General features: G+C 41.8%; 18 protein-coding genes and 1 tRNA gene. 6 read left to right on the forward strand and 13 right to left on the reverse strand.

Annotated elements, in window-relative coordinates; genetic code table 11:
- The first annotated feature begins 43 nt into the window (after positions 1-43).
- The 4 genes from pepE (at position 44) to A6B40_RS02340 (ending at position 4,790) form a co-directional block, all read left to right on the forward strand.
- Positions 44-748 carry a dipeptidase PepE gene (pepE, locus tag A6B40_RS02325; RefSeq protein ID WP_176671434.1) on the forward strand — a complete coding sequence of 235 codons (705 nt, stop codon included), beginning with the start codon at positions 44-46 and terminating at the stop codon, positions 746-748.
- Between the two features lie 10 nt (positions 749-758).
- Positions 759-2,051 carry a C4-dicarboxylate transporter DcuC gene (gene dcuC / locus A6B40_RS02330; RefSeq protein ID WP_176671435.1) on the forward strand — a complete coding sequence of 431 codons (1,293 nt, stop codon included), beginning with the start codon at positions 759-761 and terminating at the stop codon, positions 2,049-2,051.
- A 52-nt stretch (positions 2,052-2,103) separates the two neighbouring features.
- A complete protein-coding gene (locus A6B40_RS02335; protein ID WP_176671436.1) occupies positions 2,104-3,372 on the forward strand; it encodes a M20 family metallo-hydrolase in 1,269 nt (422 codons plus the stop codon).
- A gap of 188 nt (positions 3,373-3,560) precedes the next feature.
- Positions 3,561-4,790, forward strand: coding sequence for a pyridoxal-phosphate-dependent aminotransferase family protein (locus A6B40_RS02340; RefSeq protein ID WP_176671437.1), 1,230 nt, complete (start codon positions 3,561-3,563; stop codon positions 4,788-4,790).
- A gap of 118 nt (positions 4,791-4,908) precedes the next feature.
- Here the strand turns inward: A6B40_RS02340 and A6B40_RS02345 are convergent, their stop codons facing one another.
- From A6B40_RS02345 to allE, 10 genes are all read right to left on the reverse strand, one after another.
- Complete coding sequence (locus A6B40_RS02345; protein WP_176671438.1) at positions 4,909-6,129, reverse strand: dicarboxylate/amino acid:cation symporter; 1,221 nt, start codon at positions 6,127-6,129, stop codon at positions 4,909-4,911.
- 78 nt (positions 6,130-6,207) lie between these two features.
- A complete protein-coding gene (locus tag A6B40_RS02350; RefSeq protein ID WP_176671439.1) occupies positions 6,208-7,566 on the reverse strand; it encodes an NCS1 family transporter in 1,359 nt (452 codons plus the stop codon).
- Positions 7,567-7,577: 11 nt separating this feature from the next.
- Positions 7,578-8,951 carry an allantoinase AllB gene (gene allB / locus A6B40_RS02355; RefSeq protein ID WP_176671440.1) on the reverse strand — a complete coding sequence of 458 codons (1,374 nt, stop codon included), beginning with the start codon at positions 8,949-8,951 and terminating at the stop codon, positions 7,578-7,580.
- Between the two features lie 109 nt (positions 8,952-9,060).
- Positions 9,061-10,296, reverse strand: a complete 1,236-nt coding sequence (locus A6B40_RS02360) for a M20 family metallo-hydrolase (RefSeq protein ID WP_176671441.1) — start codon at positions 10,294-10,296, stop codon at positions 9,061-9,063.
- A gap of 44 nt (positions 10,297-10,340) precedes the next feature.
- A complete protein-coding gene (locus tag A6B40_RS02365; protein WP_176671442.1) occupies positions 10,341-10,535 on the reverse strand; it encodes a hypothetical protein in 195 nt (64 codons plus the stop codon).
- A gap of 12 nt (positions 10,536-10,547) precedes the next feature.
- Positions 10,548-12,140, reverse strand: a complete 1,593-nt coding sequence (locus tag A6B40_RS02370; protein ID WP_231475478.1) for an L-lactate permease — start codon at positions 12,138-12,140, stop codon at positions 10,548-10,550.
- Positions 12,141-12,255: 115 nt separating this feature from the next.
- Complete coding sequence (gene arcC, locus A6B40_RS02375; protein ID WP_176671443.1) at positions 12,256-13,188, reverse strand: carbamate kinase; 933 nt, start codon at positions 13,186-13,188, stop codon at positions 12,256-12,258.
- 96 nt (positions 13,189-13,284) lie between these two features.
- Positions 13,285-16,284: a bifunctional FdrA/YlbE family protein gene (locus A6B40_RS02380; protein ID WP_176671444.1), complete on the reverse strand. Its 3,000-nt coding sequence runs from the start codon at positions 16,282-16,284 to the stop codon at positions 13,285-13,287.
- A gap of 80 nt (positions 16,285-16,364) precedes the next feature.
- Complete coding sequence (allD, locus tag A6B40_RS02385) at positions 16,365-17,417, reverse strand: ureidoglycolate dehydrogenase (RefSeq protein ID WP_176671445.1); 1,053 nt, start codon at positions 17,415-17,417, stop codon at positions 16,365-16,367.
- 32 nt (positions 17,418-17,449) lie between these two features.
- A complete protein-coding gene (allE, locus tag A6B40_RS02390; protein ID WP_176671446.1) occupies positions 17,450-18,235 on the reverse strand; it encodes a (S)-ureidoglycine aminohydrolase in 786 nt (261 codons plus the stop codon).
- 76 nt (positions 18,236-18,311) lie between these two features.
- On the opposite strand from allE, the gene A6B40_RS02395 reads away from it, so the two are divergent.
- The gene (locus A6B40_RS02395; protein WP_176671447.1) at positions 18,312-19,169 is read left to right on the forward strand and encodes an alpha/beta hydrolase; all 858 of its coding nucleotides are present in this window, start codon (positions 18,312-18,314) and stop codon (positions 19,167-19,169) included.
- Positions 19,170-19,273: 104 nt separating this feature from the next.
- On the opposite strand, the gene A6B40_RS02400 is transcribed toward A6B40_RS02395, so the two are convergent.
- Positions 19,274-20,602 (reverse strand): NCS1 family transporter, encoded by a 1,329-nt coding sequence (locus tag A6B40_RS02400; RefSeq protein WP_112111100.1) that lies wholly within the window; start codon positions 20,600-20,602, stop codon positions 19,274-19,276.
- Positions 20,603-20,687: 85 nt separating this feature from the next.
- Entirely contained in the window at positions 20,688-22,094 is a 1,407-nt protein-coding gene (gene allB, locus A6B40_RS02405; protein ID WP_176671448.1) for an allantoinase AllB, read from the reverse strand.
- Between the two features lie 123 nt (positions 22,095-22,217).
- On the opposite strand from allB (A6B40_RS02405), the gene A6B40_RS02410 reads away from it, so the two are divergent.
- Positions 22,218-23,069, forward strand: a complete 852-nt coding sequence (locus A6B40_RS02410) for an oxamate carbamoyltransferase subunit AllH family protein (RefSeq protein ID WP_176671449.1) — start codon at positions 22,218-22,220, stop codon at positions 23,067-23,069.
- A 62-nt stretch (positions 23,070-23,131) separates the two neighbouring features.
- Here the strand turns inward: A6B40_RS02410 and A6B40_RS02415 are convergent.
- Positions 23,132-23,217: transfer RNA gene (locus A6B40_RS02415), tRNA-Leu, on the reverse strand.
- Between the last annotated feature and the right edge of the window lie 32 nt (positions 23,218-23,249).

Below are 23,249 nucleotides of genomic sequence, written 5' to 3' on the forward strand. Positions count from 1 at the left end.
GCTGTTTTGATCAAATAATATTTTATTAATTAAGGAGGCAATAATGAAAAATATGTTACTAATGAGTGGCTCTAAATATAAATGCACTGAATATCTGACTCACACTATTCCGTGGTTGAAAGAATTTTTAGCTGATTATAAAGGGAAGAAAGTTGCATTTTTACCCTATGCAGGTGTGAGTAGAAGCTATGATGAATATGAGCAAACAGTACAAGAAAAGTTAGCAGAGTTGGAATTAGAGATCGTTTCCGTCCATCGAGCTAAAAAACACACTAAAATTATTGAACAAGCTGATATGATTGCAATTGGGGGAGGTAATACATTTTGTTTGTTAAATCAGATGTATGAAAATCAGGTGTTAGAGAGCATTCGTGAAAAAGTAGAAAACGGCACACCTTATTTTGGTTGGAGTGCAGGGGCAAATGTGGCTGGCGGTTCAATTATGACCACAAACGATATGCCGATTACTTATCCGCCTTCCTTTAACGCCTTAAATTTATTTCCTCATCAAATTAATCCTCATTTTATCTCTGGCAAAATTCAAGGCCATAATGGCGAGAGCCGAGAAGAACGTTTAAGCGAATTTCTGACTGTCAATCCAAATGCGTTGGTTTATGCCTTACCGGAAGGCACCGCATTACACATTCAAGATAATCAAGCAACCGCGCTTGGCGAAACCGCCATTTTGCAATTTAGCCGAAATATGCAGTTAAATACTTTTGAGCCAAATTCAATTTTTACTTTTTAAGGAGATATCTATGCAAACATTTAACCTTGCGATTGCCATTATTGGGATCATCGCAACAATCTATTTACTGATAAAAAAGCATGAAACTCGAACGGTGTTAATTGCTGTCGGTCTGATGATGGCATTACTCACCCTTCAGCCAATGGCAGCCCTTGATGCCTTTGCTAAAAGTATGACTTCAAGCGGCCTGATTATGGCAATCTGTTCTAGTATGGGTTTTGCCTATGTGATGAAATCAACAGGTTGTGATAATCACTTAGTACAACTCTTAACGAAACCGTTAAGTGGATTAAAGTTTTTCTTAATTCCAATTGCAACCATCATTACCTTTTTTATCAATATTGCCATTCCATCAGCTGCTGGTTGTGCTGCAGCGGTAGGGGCAACGCTAATTCCTGTATTAAAATCATCAGGTGTTCGCCCAGCGATGGCGGGTGCTGCGATTCTGGCTGGTACATTTGGTTCAATGATGAGCCCTGGTTCTTCCCATTCGGCAATGATTAGTGAAATGTCAGGCTTAACCATTACCGAAGTCAATCTTTCCCACGCACCTTACACGATGATTGCAGGGGCAATTGGAGCTATTACTCTTACTATTCTTGCTGTCATATTTAAAGACTATGGCAAAGAACATCGTGATGCTTATTTACAAACTGCCGAACAAACTCAAACGGAAACAACTAATACCAATATTCTATATGCTATTGCACCGTTAGTACCATTAGTTATCTTAGTGATTGGGGGAACTTCATTACAAGAAATCTCTTGGCTAAATTGGACAAAAATGGGCGTACCACAAGCAATGTTAATTGGGGCAATTTATGGCTTAATTGTAACTCGTATCTCGCCTGCAAAAATCACTAATGAATTCTTTAACGGAATGGGGAGTGCTTATGCGAATGTATTAGGCATTATCATTGCTGCGGGTGTCTTCGTGGCTGGTTTGAAAGCTACAGGTGCAATTGATACAGCGATTGAATTCTTAAAACACTCAAATGAATTTGTACGCTGGGGAGCTACTATCGGTCCTTTCTTAATGGGCTTAGTAACAGGCTCTGGCGACGCTGCAGCAATCGCATTTAACACTGCCGTAACCCCACACGCAGCAGAATTAGGTTATACCCACGTTAATTTAGGTATGGCGGCTGCTATTGCAGGGGCAATCGGTCGTACAGCCTCACCTATTGCAGGTGTAGTGATTGTATGTGCTGGTATTGCAGGTGTAAACCCAGTTGAAATGATTAAACGAACTGCACCAGGTATGGTGCTCGCAACATTATTCCTAGCATTATTTATGCTATAACCCAGCTGCCCTTTGTGATAAACGCGGAAAGTAATTGCTATAAGGAGGAACTATGAGTATTTCATTAGAAAAACTTATTCAATGGCGTCGTGAATTTCATCAATTCCCTGAAACAGGCTGGAGTGAATTTTGGACAACCAGTAAAATTGCTGATTATCTTTCAGAAATTGGCTTTGAAATTTTACTTGGTAAACAAATCATCAATCCTGATTTCGTACGTGGTCGCAGTCAAGCTGTGGTCGAGAAAGGGATAAAACGAGCCAAAGAATACGGAGCAAATCCTAAGTGGCTCGAAAAAATGGAAGGCTACACCGGCTGTGTGGCAGTGTTTGATTCCGGCAAGACCGGCAAAACAGTCGCTTTACGGTTTGATATTGACTGCGTAGATGTGGCGGAAACCAAAGATCCGAACCATCGAGCCAATCAACTCGGCTTTGCTTCATTAAACGAGGGCGAAATGCATGCCTGTGGACACGATGGGCATATTACGATCGGCTTGGGCGTAGCCCATTGGTTAATGGAACACAAAGATAAATTGACTGGCAAAGTCAAAATTGTGTTCCAACCAGCAGAAGAAGGCGTGCGAGGAGCGGCTGCGATTGCTGCAAGCGGTATCATTGATGACGCCAATTACTTTGCCGGCTCACACATCAGTTTTTGTGCCAATAGCGGCACGGTGTTAGCCAATCCGAGAAATTTCCTCTCCACCACCAAAGTTGATATTCGCTATAAAGGCAAATCTGCCCACGCAGGGGCAGCTCCGCATTTGGGGCAGAATGCTCTACTAGCTGCCGCCCACGCCGTAACCCAACTGCATGGTATTTCCCGCCATGGAGAAGGAATGACCAGAATTAATGTCGGAGTACTGAAAGCAGGCTCAGGGCGGAATGTTATTCCATCTGAGGCGGAAATCAAGCTTGAAGTACGGGGAGAAAACAAAGCGATCAATCAATATATGGCAGATCAAGTAATGCAAATCGCCCAAGGTGTTGCCACAAGTTTTGGGGTAACGTACGAAACTGAAATTATGGGTGAAGCGGTGGATATGGTAAATGATGCCGAATTGGTAGAGTTAATCAAAGAAATTGCGATTACCCAGCCACAAGTTCACAGTAGCGATCAAGATTACGCCTTTAACGCCAGCGAAGATGCTACTATCCTCGGACGCCGCGTGCAAGATAACGGCGGCAAAGCAATTTACTTTATCATAGGTGCAAATCGCACTGCAGAACATCATCAAGCTGAATTTGATTTTGATGAAGAGCAATTATTAACTGGTGTGAATATCTACACGGCTTTAGTCGAAAGATTATTAGCTTAATTAAAATCGCCCTGAGCTTGCTCAGGGCTTTTCTTTCTCATCTGCAAAATTTTTCTAAAAAATTACCGCTTGTAATCAATATAATCGAGCGAAAACGCTCTTTTTATCGAAAAAAATATTGAGTAACCACAAATTTTTATTGTAGAATCCATAAGTTTTTTTAATTTAACACAATAAGGAAATGATTTATGGAATTTAGAGAAATTAACCCTTCTCCACGTTTATTAATGTGCCCCGGCCCAACAGATGCTGATCCACGTGTTTTGCGTGCGATGTCTGCTCCTATTTTAGGTCAGTTCGACCCTGAATTTACCTCATTAATGAACGAAACAATGGAAATGGAGCGCCGTGTATTCCAAACCAAAAATGAACAAACTTATGTGGTGAACTCAACCTCTCGTGGTGGTTTAGAAACGATTTTAACAGCAGCTATTTGCCCGGGTGATAAAGTATTGATCCCTGCATTCGGTCGTTTCGGTTACTTATTAAACGAAATTTTAGCCCGTAGCGGTGCAGACATCACTATCATCGAAAGAGAATGGGGTACGGTGTTCGAGCCTGAAGAAATTGAAGCAGAATTGAAAAAAGGCGGCTATAAAGCAGTTGCAATTATCCACGGTGAAACCTCAACCTCAATGATGCAGCCGTTAGAAGAGATCGGTAAAATCTGTAAACAATATGATGCAATGTTAATTGTGGACACCGTGGCAACATTAGGTGGTGTGGATATTCGTGTGGATGAATGGGGTATTGATGCGTGTATCGGCGGCACACAAAAATGCATTTCTGCTCCGTCTGGTACGGCGTTAATCACTTACAACAAACGCATTGAAGAGATCATTGCAAAACGTAAACGTGTAGAAAAAGGCATTCGTGTTGATTCTGACGTTGATGGTAACCTTCCACCAATTCCAAGTAACTACTTAGACTTAGCTCAGTTACAAGACTACTGGAGTCCACGCCGCTTGAACCACCATACTGAGGCGACTTCTGCTCAATACGGCATTCACGAAGCATTACGCATTATCTTACAAGAAGGCTTAGAAGCTCGTTTTGCTCGCCATATTTTAAACGACAAAGCATTATGTGCTGGTTTAGAAGCGATGGGCTTGAAGATCTTCGGTGATCGCAAACACAAAGCTCCGGTGGTAACCGCTTTCCATATTCCAGAAGGCATTACCGGTCCAGCTCTACGTAGCGATATTTTAAATCACTTCGGCATTGAACTTGCCACTTCATTCGGCCCGTTAGACGGCAAAGTGATTCGTGTGGGGAATATGGGCTACTCAAGCCAAAAACGTAACGTGTTATTAACTTTAGGTGCGTTAGAAGCGGTGTTATTAAGCCACAAAGTGAAAGTGCCTTCAGGCGATGCTGTCGCTGCGGCATTAGCAGTGTATAAAGACGCTGAGAAATAAGCTTCAGTTCATAAACAAAAAACGGTTGGCATTGCCGACCGTTTTTCTTTTCTGCATGGCATCACTATACAAGCGGTAAATTTTTTAGAAAATTTTACCGCTTGTATTGCTGATTTGATTAAGGCGTATTATCAAAAATCTCTCTGTCAAATTCGTTTTCAGAATGCGCCACGAGTAGCGCGACTAACACATCATCAATCACATTTAATACCGTTCTAAACATGCCTGAAAACCAGTCTATTCCAGCTAACAGAGCTACACCTTCAATCGGCAATCCCACCGCGGGAAGCACTATTGCTAATGCGACTAACCCGCCGCCCGGCACTGTCACTGTGCCTAATGTGGCAAGCGTTGCCATGATCACGACAATAAATTGCTGCTGAATTGACATTTCAATACCAAAAAATTGAGCGGTAGTTAAGCATGCTAGAGCAAGATAAATTGCCAAACCGTCACTATTTAGCGACATTCCTAATGGGTTAATCAAGCGTGAAACACGTTTGCTCACACCGATACGCTCTTCAGCATCTTCCATTTTAGTCGGTAAAGTGATGGCTGATGAGGTGGTAGTAAATGCCATTACCCCCATTCTTAGTAGCTTTTTCAAAAGTTTAAAAGGACTGACTTTTACAACAGTTGCGGTGATAGAAACAAATACCGCTAAGATAAGCACCATTCCAATCGCAAAAGCGAGTAAAAACTTAAAGAGTGGGAAAATCACTTCAATGCCATAATAGCCAATCACCCAGCCTAGTAGGCAGAAAATACCTAAAGGGGCAATTTTCATTACTAATTTAATGATCTGTAATAATACTTCATTCAGGCTTTTAATATTATTTAAAAACGTATTGTTGGGGTTCGTTTCAGAAATAATACTTATCGCAAGCCCAGCTAAAATTGCAAATACAATCACTTGAATGGTGCTACCTGAACTGATGGAAGCAATGACATTACTTGGGAAGAAATCTGTAATAATTTGAGCTACGGTTTTATCCGTTCCTTTAACCGATGTAACCAACTCTTGCGTGTAATTAATTCCCGTACCGGGCTGAATAATATTCGCAATAATGATCCCAACGATTGCGGCAATAATAGTGGTGGTCGCAAATCCGATCAGGGCTTTTATGCCTAAATTGCCTATCTCTTTTCGTTTAAGCGATCCTATTGCCTCAATAACAGACCCCATCACTAATAAAATAATCCCCATTTGAATTAGACGGAGGAATATATCTCCAATAAATTTCAGCTCAACCATTAATTTGGGCAATATCAGTCCAGCAACTATTCCCAAGATCATTGATAAGAATATTTGCAAGGTTGTGTTGTTTTTTATTTGCATAATTGCTTCCTCTTTTAGTTAATAATGAAGATATAAAAAAGCGGTAAAATTTTTATCAAATTTTACCGCTTGTGTTTTTTATTGATTTTCTAAAATCGTTCCTTTACGGAAAGACTCGGAAGATTTCAGTGATTTCATCAAAATGTAGTAGCTTAAACCTGAAGGAATTAAACTCACATACCAAGAAAGATCCACCACGATTAACGAGCAAAGTGAACCAATAGCAATAGCTATAATCGCTGCCCAGTTAATCCCTTTAAAAACACCTTCTTTATTGTATAAATCATTCACATTTAAAGTACGTTTTCTTAAGATGTAGTAATCAACAACCATTACGGCGAAAATTGGACCTAAAAACGCAGAATAAATTTTGATGAATAGTGATAATCCATCTGCTGATTCTGCGGTTACTAATTTCCAAGGCATCATACACATTGATAATACGCCCACTAAAATCGTAGCGTGCGACCATTTCATTTTGAATGAATCCATTAAAATGTATGCCGGTGGCACGATGTTGTTTAATACGTTGGTGGTGACCTGAGCAAAGGCGATGAATAATAAGGTGATAACGGTTAAGAATTTGTTATCCATTGCGGTGGCGAACACTTCGATTGGGTCACTGTTGCCAGTTGCCGCCGTTACTAATAAGCCGATTAAGCCCATAAATAAGGTTACAGGTAAAATTGATAATACATAAATCACACCTGTTGTAGCTGAACTTGTGCCTTTTTTAACGTGGCGTGAATAGTCAGACGCATTGAGGATCATTGTTGAGTAAATCCCTAAGAAAGCGGTAGTTGCTGCCCAAAATGGCATTCCCCAAGTGCCTTCAATGTTCGCAAAACGATCACCAATTTCTACCGAGAATTTGGTGTTCACCACATAAAGCATATAAGCAAGAATACCAATTAAGAACACACAAGAAACGTTTTCTAGCCATTTGATGCCTTTGAAACCGTTGATTGATAACGCCACTTGTAATGCTGTAAATGCCACATACACTACTGGGAGGTTATCAAAACCAAATAACAGTTTTAAACACATATTGATTGCACCTGCCCCCACCCAACTTTGGAAACCGAACCAAACAATTGCTGGCACGCCACGTAAAATGCCCGGAATTTTCACACCTGTTGTACCAAAAGAGCTACGTAATTGAACTGGGAACGGAATACCGTATTTGTGACCGCCATTACCGATGAGCACTAAGCCAATCGCAATCACGATACAGCCGATAGCCATAGCTAAAATTGCTTGGGTGACGGTTAACGCACCGATGAGGCTTGCCCCCATTGAGAATGTCCCAATGGAGACACAGCCACCAAGGAAACTTGCCCAGTAGGAAAAGTTATCCATAATGCGTTCTTTGGTCGGCTGTAAGTCAACATTGACTTCTTTTGCCAACTCAGGGTTGAGTTGTGTGTTGTGTTGCATTGTTATGCTCCTTATTTTGTTTTAGTAATAAATTTGCCGAAACCTTTGCTATCAGTGAGTTTGCCGTCTTTGGCAATCACCTTACCACGCACGATAGTGCAAACCGGTAAGCCTTTGCCTTTTTTACCGACATAAGCGGAGATTTTATTCACATATTGCAGATCTTCCGCTTTGATTTCCCACTCTTTGTTTGGGTCGATAATGGTGAAATCAGCATCAAAACCTACTTGGATATCACCTTTCTGACCGTAAATACCGAACGCTTTCGCAGGCAATTTCGCCATTGCGTTAGCAAGCACGGTTGGTGATACGCCACGTTTTATGCAGCCTTCATAGAACGCCACTTGTACGCAGCTTTGAATACCGCTGATACCGCCCCAAACATCGAAGACGTTTTCGATTTTTTGACCGAGAATTTCGTTGAATTTTTCGTCATAAGAGCAAGGGGAATGGTCGCTGCCTATACCGCTAAAGGTACCATCAACCACATAATCCCATAAACGATCAACATCAGATTTAGAACGTAAAGGCGGTGCACATTTGAATAACGCTCCTTTTTCGATCACATCATCTTCGCTAAAACAGAGATAGTGAGCACAAGTTTCGGCGGTAATATCATAGCCTTCTTGTTGAGCTTCTTTGATTTTTTGAGCAACATCAGGGTGGCTAACGTGGCAGATATGGGCTTTACAGCCGGTGGCTTTCGCAATTTCGATAATGTTGATGGTTGCCAACATTTCAGCGATAAGTGGGCGGGAATCGAGGAATGCTCTCCAGTCTAAACGACCTTCTTTTTTCATTCGCTGCTCTTGCCATTTGATAGCGGAGAAATCTTCACAATGGAAGCCTGCACGACCACCGAATTTTTGGATAATTTCCATTGCTTCATAAGTTTGACCATAGTTAAGCGAGGCGTAATCAGGGGAAACCGGACCGATAAAAGATTTTAATGCCACACAACCTTTATCGTTTAATTCGCTTAAATGTTCAAAATTACTTGGTACTAAACCGCCCCAGAAACAGTAATCAACATAAGCATTTGGCGATACTTTAGCGATTTTCGCATCAAAAATTTTGCCATCGGTTAAGGCTGGCTCATTTTGTAACGGCATATCAATAATGGTGGTGTAACCGCCAACTGCCGCCGCTGCCGTGCCGTGTGCGTAATCTTCACGCCATTCATAGCCCGGATCGTTTAAGTGAGCGTGGGTATCAATCGCCCCCGGAAAAACAAGGTTGCCTTTCACATCAATCACTTCCTTGGCTTCAGGTACAGTGCCGTTTTCCAAAATCGCGGCAATTTTCCCTGCTTTGACCGCAATATTGCCGTCAAATACGGCATCGGATAAGACTATCTTCCCATTTTTAAGAACGAGATCATACATAGTCGAATACTCCTTGTAGTTATGGTTTTAGTAAAATTCTAAGCTCGTTAAACAGGAACAAGCGGTCAATTTTTTATAAAATTTTGCAACTTGTTCCTGTTTCACAACATTATTCGTCTAATAGTTTTTCCGCCAACTCTTGTTGTAACACGGCAGCTTTGGCGAAGTAGTGGTATTCAGTAAATTCCACTGGGGTATGACTCCTGCCCTCTTTACTTGGCACGAAGAGCATCACGGTTGGGATTTTTTGCCCGATTTCTAATGAATCGTGCCCTGCTCCGCTTGGTAAGCGTTTGTAGCTGAAACCGTGGGCTTTAGTGGATTCTTCTAAAATACCTAACATTTTTTCAGAAAGTTTAACCGGCTGAATAATCAACTTGGTATCTTTTTCAAAAGTCGAGCCGATTTTTGCAGTTTCTTCCGCTAATTCCTGCTCGATTTTCGCCGTAATATCTTCAATATTCGCCATATTTAACGAACGAATATCTACGCTGAATACCACTTTTTCCGCCACGATGTTAATACCGCCCGGCAATACGCTCATATAACCGACCGTTGCCACTGTGCCGTCATTTTTCTCTCTCGCCCAGTCCGCAATTTTGGCAATTACTTTGGTGGCAGCATCTACGGCATCTAAACGCATATCCATCGGCGTTGTACCTGCGTGATCTGCACGTCCGTGAACAGTAAACATATGGCGGTGCAAGCCAACAATACCGGTCACTAAGCCAATTTCAAGTCCTTGATTTTCCAGCACCGGACCTTGCTCAATGTGAGTTTCGATAAAATGCCCGATTGAACCCTCTTCCCATTTCGCATTCTGCACTTTTTCCGGATCTAATCCGTAATTACGCATTGCTTCGTAAATAGAAATGCCGTCTTTGTCTAAGAATTTTTTGCAATAGTCTGCATCACGCAAGCCAAGCATCGCCCCTGAGCCGAAGTAGCCCGTGCCAAAACGCATTCCTTCTTCATCGTTAAAACCGACTACCACGAAATTGCGTTTGAATTTTTTGCCGCTTTCTTTTAATAAACGAGCAGTTTCAAGAGCGGTGATCACGCCGGCAATACCGTCATAATCACCACCGTGTAGCACGCTGTCGTAGTGCGAGCCAGACATTACGCAAGGCAAATCCGGCTGTTCTCCCTCAAGCACACCGAAAATATTGCCGGCTTCGTCTTCACGAACACGCAGGCCGGCTTCCACCATCAAATCTCTTAAATAATTCACTGCATTTCTAGCTTCTGGAGAAAAAGGTAAACGAGTGCAACCGTTACCCAGTGTAGCGGTAAATTGTTTGAGCGTTTCTAAATTTTGCGTAATACGCTGGGTGATTTGTTCCATTTTTTATTCCTCTTAGATGGGCGAAAAATGTTTCGCCCCTACGTTTATTTCTTGCGGTTTAGGATAAATACATCTATCGGCGAATATACCATTGCCGCAACCATTAGTACAAATCCGATATGAATAAAACTGTTATTCATTTGAGCAATGCCGAGCATAATCAGAGCAAAAGCCAACATTGTGACAATAAACGCCAAGGTCATTTTGCCTGCTTTGGTTTTAAAAAACGAGGTTTCCATTTTCACTCCTTTCTATAACGAGGCAAAATAAGCAACCACGCCAATCAACAAGGTTGGCAATAAGGTGATCCAAATAATGGTTTTCATCACATCGCCCTCTTTGCCGAGAATGTTGGCGGTTGTTGTGCCTAAAATAATTTTACTTGGGCTGATCGCACTACCGATTGCTCCACCTGTGGTTTGAGCCCCGAGAATCGCTGCCGAGTTCGCATTGAGTAATTTTGAGGTCGTCATTTGGAAATCGCCAAACAAGATGTTTGAACTCATATTACTGCCGGTCATAAAGGTGCCGAGCAAGCCGATAAACGGCGATAAAATCACATAAGATTTCCCTAGCACCGCCGCCATTCCTTGAGCCAACACTGCAGTTTGCCCTGTGCCGCCCATAATTTTCGACATAATCACAAGGCCTACCACTGCAATGCCTGATGGCATCGTCATTGAGATCGATTTCGCAAAAATGGTTTTCGTGCCACCTTTGGCAATCCAACCTTTGCGTTGGTAGTAGATCAAGCCGATAATTGAAGAGGCGAACAAGAACATGCTTGCGTGAGTGAAAATCGTAATCGGCGAGTAAGATTCGTACGCCTTATTCACAAAGCCGTAGCCAGTTACCGTTTCAGGGAAAGCAAAGCCGAACTTAAATTGCGATAAGAATTGGTTGATTGGCGTAATCACAAGGATTGCAAGCGTCATCACCGACAGCACAATATACGGAATAAAGGCCTGCAACAGGTTCATATTCGGCAATGCTTCTTCCGTTTCGGTGGTTTTGGTTCTGTCCATAATCGGGCTATCTTCCACACGCCAAGGGTCTTTATACATCGACATCTTGCTGATAAACACGATTGCTAAAATCGACAAGCAGGCAGGAATAAACGCCGAAATGGTGGTATTCACTTGGCTTAATACCAATTCTCCGCCCCCTTGAATAGTCGCAATGATCAGCGTTGCCACTAAACCTTTTTTCAGGGCTTTGCCTTTGCCGTAGAACCAAGAAATCGCCAAACCTGTAATCACAATCCAGAACCACAAGAAAGCGGCAGACCAAAGTGCGGTTAAGAAATAGTCATCGCTACCTAACTCTAAGCCTGCAGAAACCGCTAAGGCGTCCCAGGCTGCGGCAAGCGTACCGAAGGTATTCCCCCACGCCTGACCAAGCAATGGCAATACCACCGCCCACAACGGACGAACCCCAATCCCGATAAGCAACGGAGCTCCTACCGCTACCGGCACACCAAAGCCGGTGATACCTTGTAGGAAACTTTCAAAAATCCAGCCCATCGTCATCACAAGCAAGAGTTCATTCGGGAACAATTTGCTCATTCCGGCACGAATTACTAAAAAGGCTTTCGCACCATCGCTCACTTGGTACATCAGCACCGCAGTCCAGACGATAAGTAAAATCACCAAGGCATTCCAAATGCCTTTCGCCGATTCAATCGCAATCAAAGCGACATCGGCTTGATAAAGAAAAATACCACTAAAAATGGTGATCAAAAGCCCAACCGGTGCGGCTTCTGTCGCTCCCCATTGGAATTTCACCATTAAAATAACCAATGTGATTATCGGCAACAACGCCATAAACCACATAAAAAAATTCACTGGAATATCCATTTTTGTTAATACAACCTAATTGCAAAAAAATGAAAAAAGATGATCGCTTGTCATTATTTTTGTAGGGGCAAATTGCAATTTGCCCCTACAGATACGCTCAATCTTACGAATAAATCACCGTACCGGTTTCGCCTGCAATACCTTCTGCAGCTTTGTCTAATAAGGTGATTAGCGCTCGGCGACCAGCTCCGCTTTCAGCAAATTTCAGAGCTGCCTCTACTTTTGGTAGCATTGAGCCTTTCGCAAATTGCTCTTCGGCGATGTATTGGCGAGCCTGTTCGGTGCTTAAATCTGCCAACCACTCTTGGTTAGATTTGCCCCAGTTGATCGCCACTTTTTCTACCGCTGTTAAAATCACCAAATAATCGGCATTTAATTTTTGAGCGAGTAATGAGCTAGCGTTATCTTTGTCGATCACCGCATTCACGCCAACCAAACGACCTTGTTCGTCAGCCACCACCGGAATACCGCCACCGCCGCAGGTGATCACAATATGCCCTGCTTCCACTAAAGTTTTGATAGTTTCTAGCTCACGAATGCGTTGTGGTTTTGGTGACGGAACCACGATGCGATAGCCACGCCCTGCATCTTCCATTGTACGAATGCCTTTAGCTTCCAGCTCTTGAGCTTCTGCTTCAGTTAAGAAACGACCAATTGGTTTATCCGGATTTTCAAAGGCTGGGTCTTTTGGATCCACTTCAATTTGCGACAAAATGGTGCTGACTTTTTGGTCGATACCACGAGCCACCAATTCATATTTAATCGCATTTTGTAAATCAATGCCGATATAGCCTTGGCTCATTGCCACACTGGTCGGCAGTGGAATTTCATCACCGGAGCTTTTCGCAAAATCGTCCATTGCTCGTTGGATCATACCCACTTGAGGGCCGTTGCCGTGCGTAATCACAATGTTTTTACCCTGTTGCAAAATATCTACAATCACTTTTGCTGTTTTTGCAACCGCTTCGCGCTGTTCTTTTAAATTATTGCCAAGAGCATTACCGCCCAAGGCTAACACGATGGTTTGTTTTGACATTATTTATCCTTTTATAGGCTGTAGGGGCGTACTACGTACGCCCTATTCAAATAGGTACGATAGTAGGGGCAAATTGCAATTTGCCCCTACAGATGACTAGCCGTTAAATCCTAATTTTCTCGCATACGCAAGCACGGCTTTTTCAAAGCAAGCTAGCGGTGGGCGAACCGTACCCGCACCGATTTGTCCAAAGCCTGCGATTTTGTGGGCGATACCGGTGTTGATAACAGGCGTAATACCCTTTTCAACCACTAAGCGAGCATCCACACCTAAGCAAGCTCCTTGGAAGTTCCAATTCGGCACAACATAGTTCGGGTTGCGGTCGATACAGATTTCCATCATATCGTTGCTGGTGCGAAGAGCATCTTCGTAGCCGCCAGCTCCTACGAAACGGGTTACCGCTGGGGCTGCGATCATCGCTAAGCCACCGACACCAAGGGTTTCAGTAATTGCGGAGTCACCGATGTCCGGACAAGCATCTTCGCCGTCATAGCCGGTGAAGTATAAGCCTTGCGGCGTATTAACCGGCCCTACGAACCATTCATCACCCATACCGGCAATGCGGATACCAAAATGCACACCGTTGCGGCACATTGCAGTAACAACTGTACCATCAGTAATAGTTCTTGCGCCATCCATAATCGCTTTACAGCTTGCCATCATAATGTTCAAGAAGAATTGATCCGTGTCGGCTAAGAATTTGATCACATCATATTTGTCGTTGTCTGCCAAATCGCTCATTGCAGTAATGCGTGGAGCCACTTCTTTGAAGAATGACATTGATGCTGCGATATTACGTTGGTGGAATTCATCGCCCATTGCAATGGCTTTCGCCACTAACGGATTTACCGCCAAGCCGTTTTCCATTGCACGGATCGCTTTGCCAAGCGTTGGGCCTAACACATCACGCATCCACTCTAAGCGTTTTACTACTTCATCAGAGTAAGCACCGAAACGTAACACCTTGCCGATACCTTCGTTCATTGTACAGTAAGCGAAGTTGCCGTCTGTGGCGTTTTCTACCACCCAAACCGGCATATTTGCCGTGGTGATACCGCCCATCGGGCCAACCGCATTCACGTGGTGGCAAGGGATAAATTTGATTTCACCGCTTTCTAATAAGGCACGGGCTGAGGCTTCGTCTGCCGCCCATTTTTCAAATAACACCGCCCCAACGCAAGAGCCTTGCACCGTGTTAGGCATATCTTTGTATTGAATTGGTGGGCCGGCGTGTAAGATCACTTTGCCTTCGTTTAACTCTTTGATTACGGTTTTCGCCAACACGTTATCACGAATAATCGGAGCCGCCGCAACCACTTTCGCAATCACCTTGCGGTTGGCTTCATCAATATCCACCGCTTCGTATTCGTTTAAGAAATTCAAGGCTTTAATCAGCTGAATGTTGCCGCCTGCCGGTGGTTGCCAGTTGAATTGCACCACTTGGCAGCCAAATTTTTCTGCCACGTCCGCAAAACTTTTCAGACCGATATTGATAATTTTCGGTTTTTCAGACAATAAGCGTAATAGCTGCTCAGAGGCTGGGCTATTTTCGCCTTGTACCACGGTTTTCGGCTGGATTGGTTTAGTTGGTTCGTCAAATTGTAAGCCTAATAAAGCAAGGGATTTTTCCACCGCACTTTTGTTGGTTTCACACACTTCAACGCCAGCTTCCACCAATTTACGTACGGTTTCGTCATAGCCTTGGTAGTCGCTGCAAGTTCCGCACACAGTTGCTACAAAAGCAACATCACGGCTTTGAGCTTTGGCTTTTTGTTGTAATTCTTGAATAGTTGGAATTAAAGCAGATGCCATATCTTCGTGCGAGCCGTAGCCTAACACGATGTCAAATAGAATCACGCCGGTGCTTGCATCATCAACCGCTTCACGCATTGATTCAATACGTTTTGCCGGATCGATCATCGGGTGCGGTTTGCCTTGGGTATAAACGTCATCGCCTAAATCCACCACGATGTGGCCGTCTTGCTTGAACATAAAGCCATCTTCTTTTGAGCCGCTGCCCTCAATGCGTAACGCATCTTTCAGCAACATTGCTGCTTCGCCAGCAAGCGTACCGCCTGAATAGTAGGCTTTTAAAGTTTTACCGCAAGCGGTTGAATTTACCGGATTTTTTGCAAATGTTGGAATCGGCTCGTTACGCACTAATGCCACAGCCAAACGAGCCGCCTCGTCTAAGGTATAAGCGTGGTAGAAATTCTCTTCGTGGAACTCTGGTTTTTCACCTAAGAATAGTGTAATAACTGGTTTGGTGTAACGGCTTAAACGTGCAAAAATTTTCTCACGCACCGCTTTTGCAGGTGGTTTGGAAATCACGATCAACACTTTCACTTTATCGTTTTGTTCCATCGCTTCGATGGTGTCTAACATTGTGATACCGCCGATGTCTTCGTAAAGGTCACGACCGCCCGTACCAATCGCATTTTCTACGCCTTCGCCTAAACGGTCAATGATGGTGGTTAATTCTTGGATACCTGTACCCGATGCTCCGATAATACCGATTGAACCCGGGGTCACGCTGTTAGTGAATGCCACCGGCACGCCTTGAATAATTCCTGTTCCGCAGTCCGGTCCCATTACCACTAGGCCTTTGCTGTGAGCTTTCTCTTTTAATGCTTTTTCATCTTCAATGCTCACGTTATCGCTGAACATAAAGACGTTTAAGCCTTCATCTAATGCACGGTTCGCTTCTAGTGCCGCATAAGCCCCCGGAATGGAGATCACCGCTAGGTTAGCATCAGGCAAACAAGCGGTCGCTTTATTCCAAGATTTTACAACTTCCGTACCGCTTTGAGCTGAATTGGCTTGTGATTTCTGTTTTAAAAACTCTTCAACTTTTTCCATTACCAAGTTAATCACATCTTCTTGCTCAACGTCTGCTACCACCACCATATCGTTTGCGGTCGCTTCTAATAATTCAGGTGTGTCTAAGCCACTTTGAGCGAAAATATCTTTGTTCGCAGGCGTTGCCATCATTACAGAAACTTTATTCACGCCTTCTAAGCCAGAAATGGCGTTGGTTAATAACATTAACACTACCGAATCTTGGTAGCTGCCTTTTTTAACAACGGTTTTTAACATATTTTTACTTCCCTAATTAATTGTATTACCCCATACAAAGCGTATGGGGTTATTTAGTCTAACAATACGCAACTAATTTATTAATCTGCAAAACGATTTTTATGATCGTAGCGGTCAAAATGGATATCATCACTAATTAAATATTCATAGACTTTATCCACAATTTCAATACCACCCGTTGCATAATATTTATCGCGGCGCAATTCTGCTCGCTCTCCCGGATAATAAACACGGTCGAAATCAGATGCTGGTTGCATAGAGGTTAATTCATTTAATGACTGAGCCATATTCTCACGGAATTGCTCCGCACCGCAGAAACGATCCGGATCAATCACAATGTGCATTTGACCTAAACGGCGACCTTCCGATAAATCGTGGTACATTGAAGAAACGTGTTTGCCGAATGGCACGCCTAATAAGATACCAGAGAAAATATCAACCATCATCATTAAGCCATAGCCTTTCGCACCCGAAATTGGCACTAACGCATTGACTTTGTTTGGGTCGGTTACTGGATTACCATCCACATCTACAGCCCAATCTGGTGGAATAGATTCACCACGAGAGCGTTTGTCTAAAATTTTACCCCAAGCCTGAACAGTGGTTGCCATATCAAATACCACATTTCTGTCTTCATCAGCAGGGGCAGCAAAAGAAATTGGGTTTGTGCCGTAATAAGGTTCAGAACCGCCATAAGGCACAGCCATTGGGTCTGATTGACAAAATGAAATAGAGAGTAATCCTTCTTTAGCTGCCATTTCTGTATAGTAGCCAATCGCACCGCTATGAGAAATGTTACGAATACCGACAATCGCAATGCCTGATTTTTTTGCCATTTCAATTGCTTTTTCCATTGCGAAAGTCGCCGCTACATAACCACAGCCGTTATCGCCTTCAAAGATCGCTGATGCTGGGCCTGTTTCTTTCCATTCAAATTTCGGATCGTGGGTAATACCACCTTTAAAAATACGCTCGCAGTAATATTCCATACGCACCGCACCATGAGAGTGGTAACCACGTTCGTCAGACCACGTCAAAATTTCTGCTGTAATATCTGCGTGTTGATCGTTTAAGCCTGCTTTCATCAATTTAGCTTTCATTAAGCCTTTTAATTCATCTCTTGATAATTTCATAGTTTGTTCCTTTTATAAAACGTAAATTGCTCTTATAGTTCTACATCACGGTTGCATTCTTTCGAGTAAATATACACGAAATCTTCATCACCTACTGCATAACAAGCTTGTGGACAGTAGGAATCCATAAATACATAATCATCTTTTTTCACTGGAATCCATTCATCATCTAAACGATACATTCCTTTACCTGAAAGGAATAACATTCCGTGTTCTTGGAAATGGGTTTCGATATAACCATGCGAAGCTCCAGGCTTAAATAGCAAGATATGCATATTCATATCAAAACCAAAATCTGTTGCTGAAGGTAATAAATCTTTAATCAAACAGGTTTTCATACCTTCATATTCAACGTAGTCAATTTCATTTACATTGCCCACATAAGTGGTTGCTTGATGCCCTTCTAATATCGTATAACGACGGCGATGAATATAAATTTTAGTTGATTGTTCAGACTTATTCACAAAACTCAACACTTGGTCAGCAGGAGAAAAAATATAACCACCACTTTCAAGCGTAACTTCAGTATCACCATTTTTAACGGTTAGCTGACCACTTACCGAATAAACGAACACCTCAATACCATTACCGCCTAATTGTGTGCAGCCGCCATTTGGATGAACAGTTGCAATATAATCGGCAAAAGATGCACCCAATGCAGGCGAAGATAAAATACTAATATCACAATTATGGTAATTTGGAATACTGTTTTTCACTAATCCATCAGTTTCCAAAATCACAAAGTTATTCTTACGAATTACCGAACGCGTTTCCAGTAATCCTTTTCGATAACCTGTTTGACCATTCAAATATCCCATAATATTCTCCTTCTTTATGTGAGTATGATAAGTTGAATTAATTTGTACTATAATTTATAAAAAATCGAGGTTTATTATGTTAAAAGCAACACAAATCACATTAAATACAGTCCAAATTCAAGACTCGCTTCTAACTATTGAGGCAATGCTCTATCAAGATGATGAAATCGCACCAAAGGCTAATCTTATTTATCTACACGGCGGTGGTTTACTTTATGGCACAAAAGAGGATTTACCTCAGCTTCATCTTGACACCTTTAGCCAAGCTGGTTTGCAAATTTTTGCGATAAATTACCCGCTTGCACCACAGGCTCAGATTGAAGATATTGTTAATTCAATATTGAGTTCGATTGAACAACTACACAGCCAACCAAGTTTTGCAGAACTTCCCTATTTTCTATTCGGACGCTCTGCAGGAGCTTATCTTGCATTATTAACTGCTTCTAAACTAAACCAACAAACCGATATTAAAAAGCCACAAGGTGTAATTTTCTATTACGGTTACGGATTTTTAACTGATGGTTGGTTTGAAAGCCCAAGCCCACACTATTTAAAATTACCATTAGTCAGTGAAAGCACCTTTCAATCACTAATAGCAACTCCAAGTCAAGAAGCTGATTTAAAAACTCACTTTAGCTGCTATATTTACGCTCGCCAAAGTGGTAAGTGGAAATCTTTGATTTATCAAGGCAGAGATAAATTTTTCTACATTGATTACAGCTTACGTTTGGCGGAATTGAATTTACCGATTTTCGCAGCTCACGCTACAAACGACCCTGATGTGCCCTTTGCAGAGTTTCAAGCCTTGTGCGAAAAATTCAATCCAACCAAATTTGTCATCGCCGCCGAATTACACGATTTCGACCGAGATGAACAATCGAAAGATACGTGGGAATTAATTCAAGCAACTATAAACTTTATTCAAAACACCTAGCACGAGCCGTGCTAGGTTAAATAATCCAAGTCCCTCTGGGACTTTCGCAGAGCCACAAAGTGGCTCGGCTTATTCAACCCCATACATCTCGTATGGGGTTGTTATTATTTTTCCAAAATCGTCCCTTTTCTGAATCGAGCACTTGATGCCATATGTTTCATACCGAAATAATAGACTAACGCTGTTGGAATGGTTGCGGTAAGGAATGAAATATCAGCATTAAATAAACCAATTACCGCACCTACAGAAATTGCTAAAATAGCTGCCCAGTTTACACCTCTACGATTGCCATTTTCGTCATAAAGTTCAGCAATATCTACTTTGCGTTTGCGTAAGATATAGTAATCTACTAATAACACCGCAAAAATAGGGCCAAAGAATACCGTGTAAGTTAATACGAAAATATCTACACCTTTTGATGAAGAGTCTGAAGTAATTAACCAAGGACAGGTTGCAATAGCTAATAAACCAATAAGAATTACCGACGTTTTGTGCTTAATTTTAAAAGCGTCCATTAAGGCATAAGCAGGTGGTACAACGTTACTGGCAAGATTTGTTGTCATCTGTGCAAATAAAATAAAGATTAAGGTAATAACCACTAAAAATTTATTATCTGCAGCTTGTGCAAACGCATTAATTGGGTTAGCAATACCTGTTGCAGAAGAGATCATTAAGCCGATAATTCCCATAAATACCGTTGTTGGCACCATTGCTAAAAAGTAAACTATGCCACGTTTTGGTGTTGAATAGCCAGCTTTTAACTCACGCACATAGTCGCCTACATTCAGCATTACTAAAACATTCACACCGAAGAATGCCACAATCGCACTCACAAATGGTAAACCCCAAGTACCCTCTTTATTAATGAGGTTTTCTTCAATACGGCCCCCAAATTTAGTCATACACACATAGAACATATAAGCAAGAGATGCAATAATTACTACTGCCCCAATGTTCTCTAGCCATTTTAAGCCGTGGAAACCTGTAGTAGAAATCCAAATTTGTAAGGCTTGGAATAATAAGAAATAAAGCACTAAATTATCATAACCAAATAATAAAATAGAGATTTGGTTAATCGCAGAACCACCTAACCAACTTTGTACACCATACCAAACTATCGCTGGCACACCACGTAACATAGCAGGTAAAATGCCACCTTTCGTACCAAATGCACTTTTTAATTGAACAGCATAAGGCACGCCACTTTTATAGCTCATTTGGTCATTTAAACATAAACAAATGATTAATAAAATCGAACCTAATAACATCGCTACGAATGCTTGGGTTAAGTTTAATCCTTTTTCTAATTGCCCAGAACCTAAAGCAAACGTACCAATAGATACACAGCCACCAAGCCATAAGAAAAGATAAGACAATAAATCCATAATCCGTTTATTTTCCGGAATCGGAAGTAAGTTGGTTTTTTCAGACATCTTCTGCTCCTGTAATTAGCATTTATATTTATCATAATAAAAATGCGGTCAATTTTTACATCAATAAAAACTGACCGCATTTAATTTATCGCTTAACCGGACGAATAAATTCGCCGTAACCCATCGCATCTTGTTTGTACATACCGTTTTCTGCCACTAAACGACCACGAATGAAGGTATGGGTTGCCGCACCTTTGCCCTCTAAGCCGTTGAAACAGGTCACGTGACCTTTGGTAAAGAGTTTTTCTTGCTCCACTTTCCACGGTTTTTCCGGATCGACAATCACGATATCCGCATCAAAACCAATTTCAAATGCCCCTTTACGACCGTATAAGCCGAATAATTTTGCCGGATTCACGCCCATTACTTTTGCAATCAGGCTTGGGCTTAATTTGCGTTGATGCACCACCATATCGAACATCATCGGTAAGAAGAATTGGATACCATTTAAACCGCCCCAAGCTTCCCAAATATCGTGGGTTTCGTTATTTTTCTCTTCATCAGCGGCTGGCGAGTGATCGCTACCCACACAAGAAAGCGTACCGTCAACCACATAATTCCAAAGTTTTTCCATATCTTCACGTTTGCGTAGCGGCGGCGTACATTTTGCCGGGCCGCCTTTCTCAAACACAAAATCTTCGGTAAAGCCTAAATAGTGCGGACAAGTCTCGCCCGACACAGGCAAGCCTTCATAAATTGCATCTTTCACGAGCTGGGCAACCATTGGGTGTGTAACGTGGCAAATATGCACACGACCGCCAGTGGCTCGGGACATATCAATGATATTTTTGGTTGCCACATATTCCACCCACACATCGTGAGCATCTAAAAATTCACGGATTTTTTCTTGATTGGTTAAGCCAGTTTTCGCTTTCGCCTCTTTCACACGCTCTTTCACTTGCCCATATTCTTCACAATGGAAGCCGGATAACGCATTGAACGGTTTTAAGATTTCTAACGCTTTACGCACGTTACCTAAATTCACGGTTGGGAACAGATCCCCATTCGGACAGGTAAAGCCTTTAAATGCAGCAACGCCGCAAGCTTCAAGATCGACAAGATCGGCAGAATTGCTTTTAATGGAGTTCGGGTTGTCGTCATAATCGCCCACAATACCGCCCCAAAGGGCAAAGTCGATAAAGGAATGTTTGCTAACGTTGGCGTGTTTCAGTTTGAAAACGTCTTTATTGATAAGAGAAGGGTCATTATTGAGTGGCATATCGATTAAGGTTGTACAACCTGCTGCCACAGCGGCACGGGAGCCTGTTTCGAAATCTTCACGGTAATCAAAGCCCGGTTCGTTTAAGTGAGCATGGCAGTCGATAATGCCCGGATAAACCAAGTTGCCTTTCGCATCAACGACCTCTTTCGCTTCCACTTCCGTTTCAGGCGAGAAGAAACCGACAAATTTGCCGTCTTTCACCGCAACCGTTGCCGGATAAATACGGTCTGGCGTCACAAGCTGTCCGTTTTTAACGATTAAATCATACATAATAAACCTTCTTTTTATTGACTTTTAATGGTTTGAAAGGAAAATACAGAATATGAAATCGTATTTCAATTTATCTTAATACTAATCAATAAAATAATAAAAAATCAACAGGTATTTTACAAAATGAGCATAAAAGAGCAAATAATAAATATCTCTCTATTAAAAATTAGCCAATACGCTCACAATACAATAGGAAATGAAGCTATTGCAACTGTTCACTCCACTTACAACAAAACAATTAACCTATTAATTAATAAAAGAATTTTTTCTATCCAACCTAGAGATAGTGAACTATCTCCAATTAGTCTTATAACAAACCTAACATTATCACAATTTCAACAGCTCAAATTACAACCAATTAAAACTTATCAACTTTATTTCAACTACCAAAACGTTACAATTTTTTATACAAAATTGACCGCTTGTAAAAGCTCTACAAAAACTGCCCTTGCAAATTCTATTAAGATAGCTAAACAAATATTACAGCAATCTGATAAAAAAGGCTTAAACCTGCTTTTTCAACAGAAAAATGATGACTTGATACTAGCAGCCTTTCAGCAATATTTAACTCAAGCCGAGCATTTCTACATAATGAATGATGAGGAAAATACCTGTAATATTTTGACTAAATTAATTGGATTGGGTATAGGTCTTACCCCAAGTGGGGATGATTTTCTATCTGGCTTACTTGCAACATTCCAATACTTCAATGCTACAAAATCTACTTTTTATCAAACCCTCACACAACAAATCAGACAAAATTTGGCCAATACAAATGCTATCAGTAGCCGATTTTTAGACTGCGCATTACAACAACAATTTTCTGTTCCCGTACTGACTTTCTTTGAAAATATTGATAAGCAAAATAGTGATATAGAGCAACTCAATAAACTATTTGAAAATATAGGACATTCATCAGGAATGGATACGCTTTTTGGAATTTATTATGGGTGTAGCTTATTAAGTAAAAAATAGAATTATTCTATATATTAAAAAACCCAAAAGAATAGTGATATTCTTTTGGGTTTTCTGTGGAATGGTGCCAGTGGTCGGACTCGAACCGACACGCTTTATGGGCGGCGGATTTTGAATCCGCTGCGTCTACCGATTTCGCCACACTGGCTTAAATTTTTCGAAATTATAGAAAAATATGAC

Origin of the sequence: Mannheimia varigena (genome assembly GCF_013377235.1) — a bacterium.
Taxonomy (GTDB): Bacteria; Pseudomonadota; Gammaproteobacteria; order Enterobacterales; family Pasteurellaceae; genus Mannheimia; species Mannheimia varigena.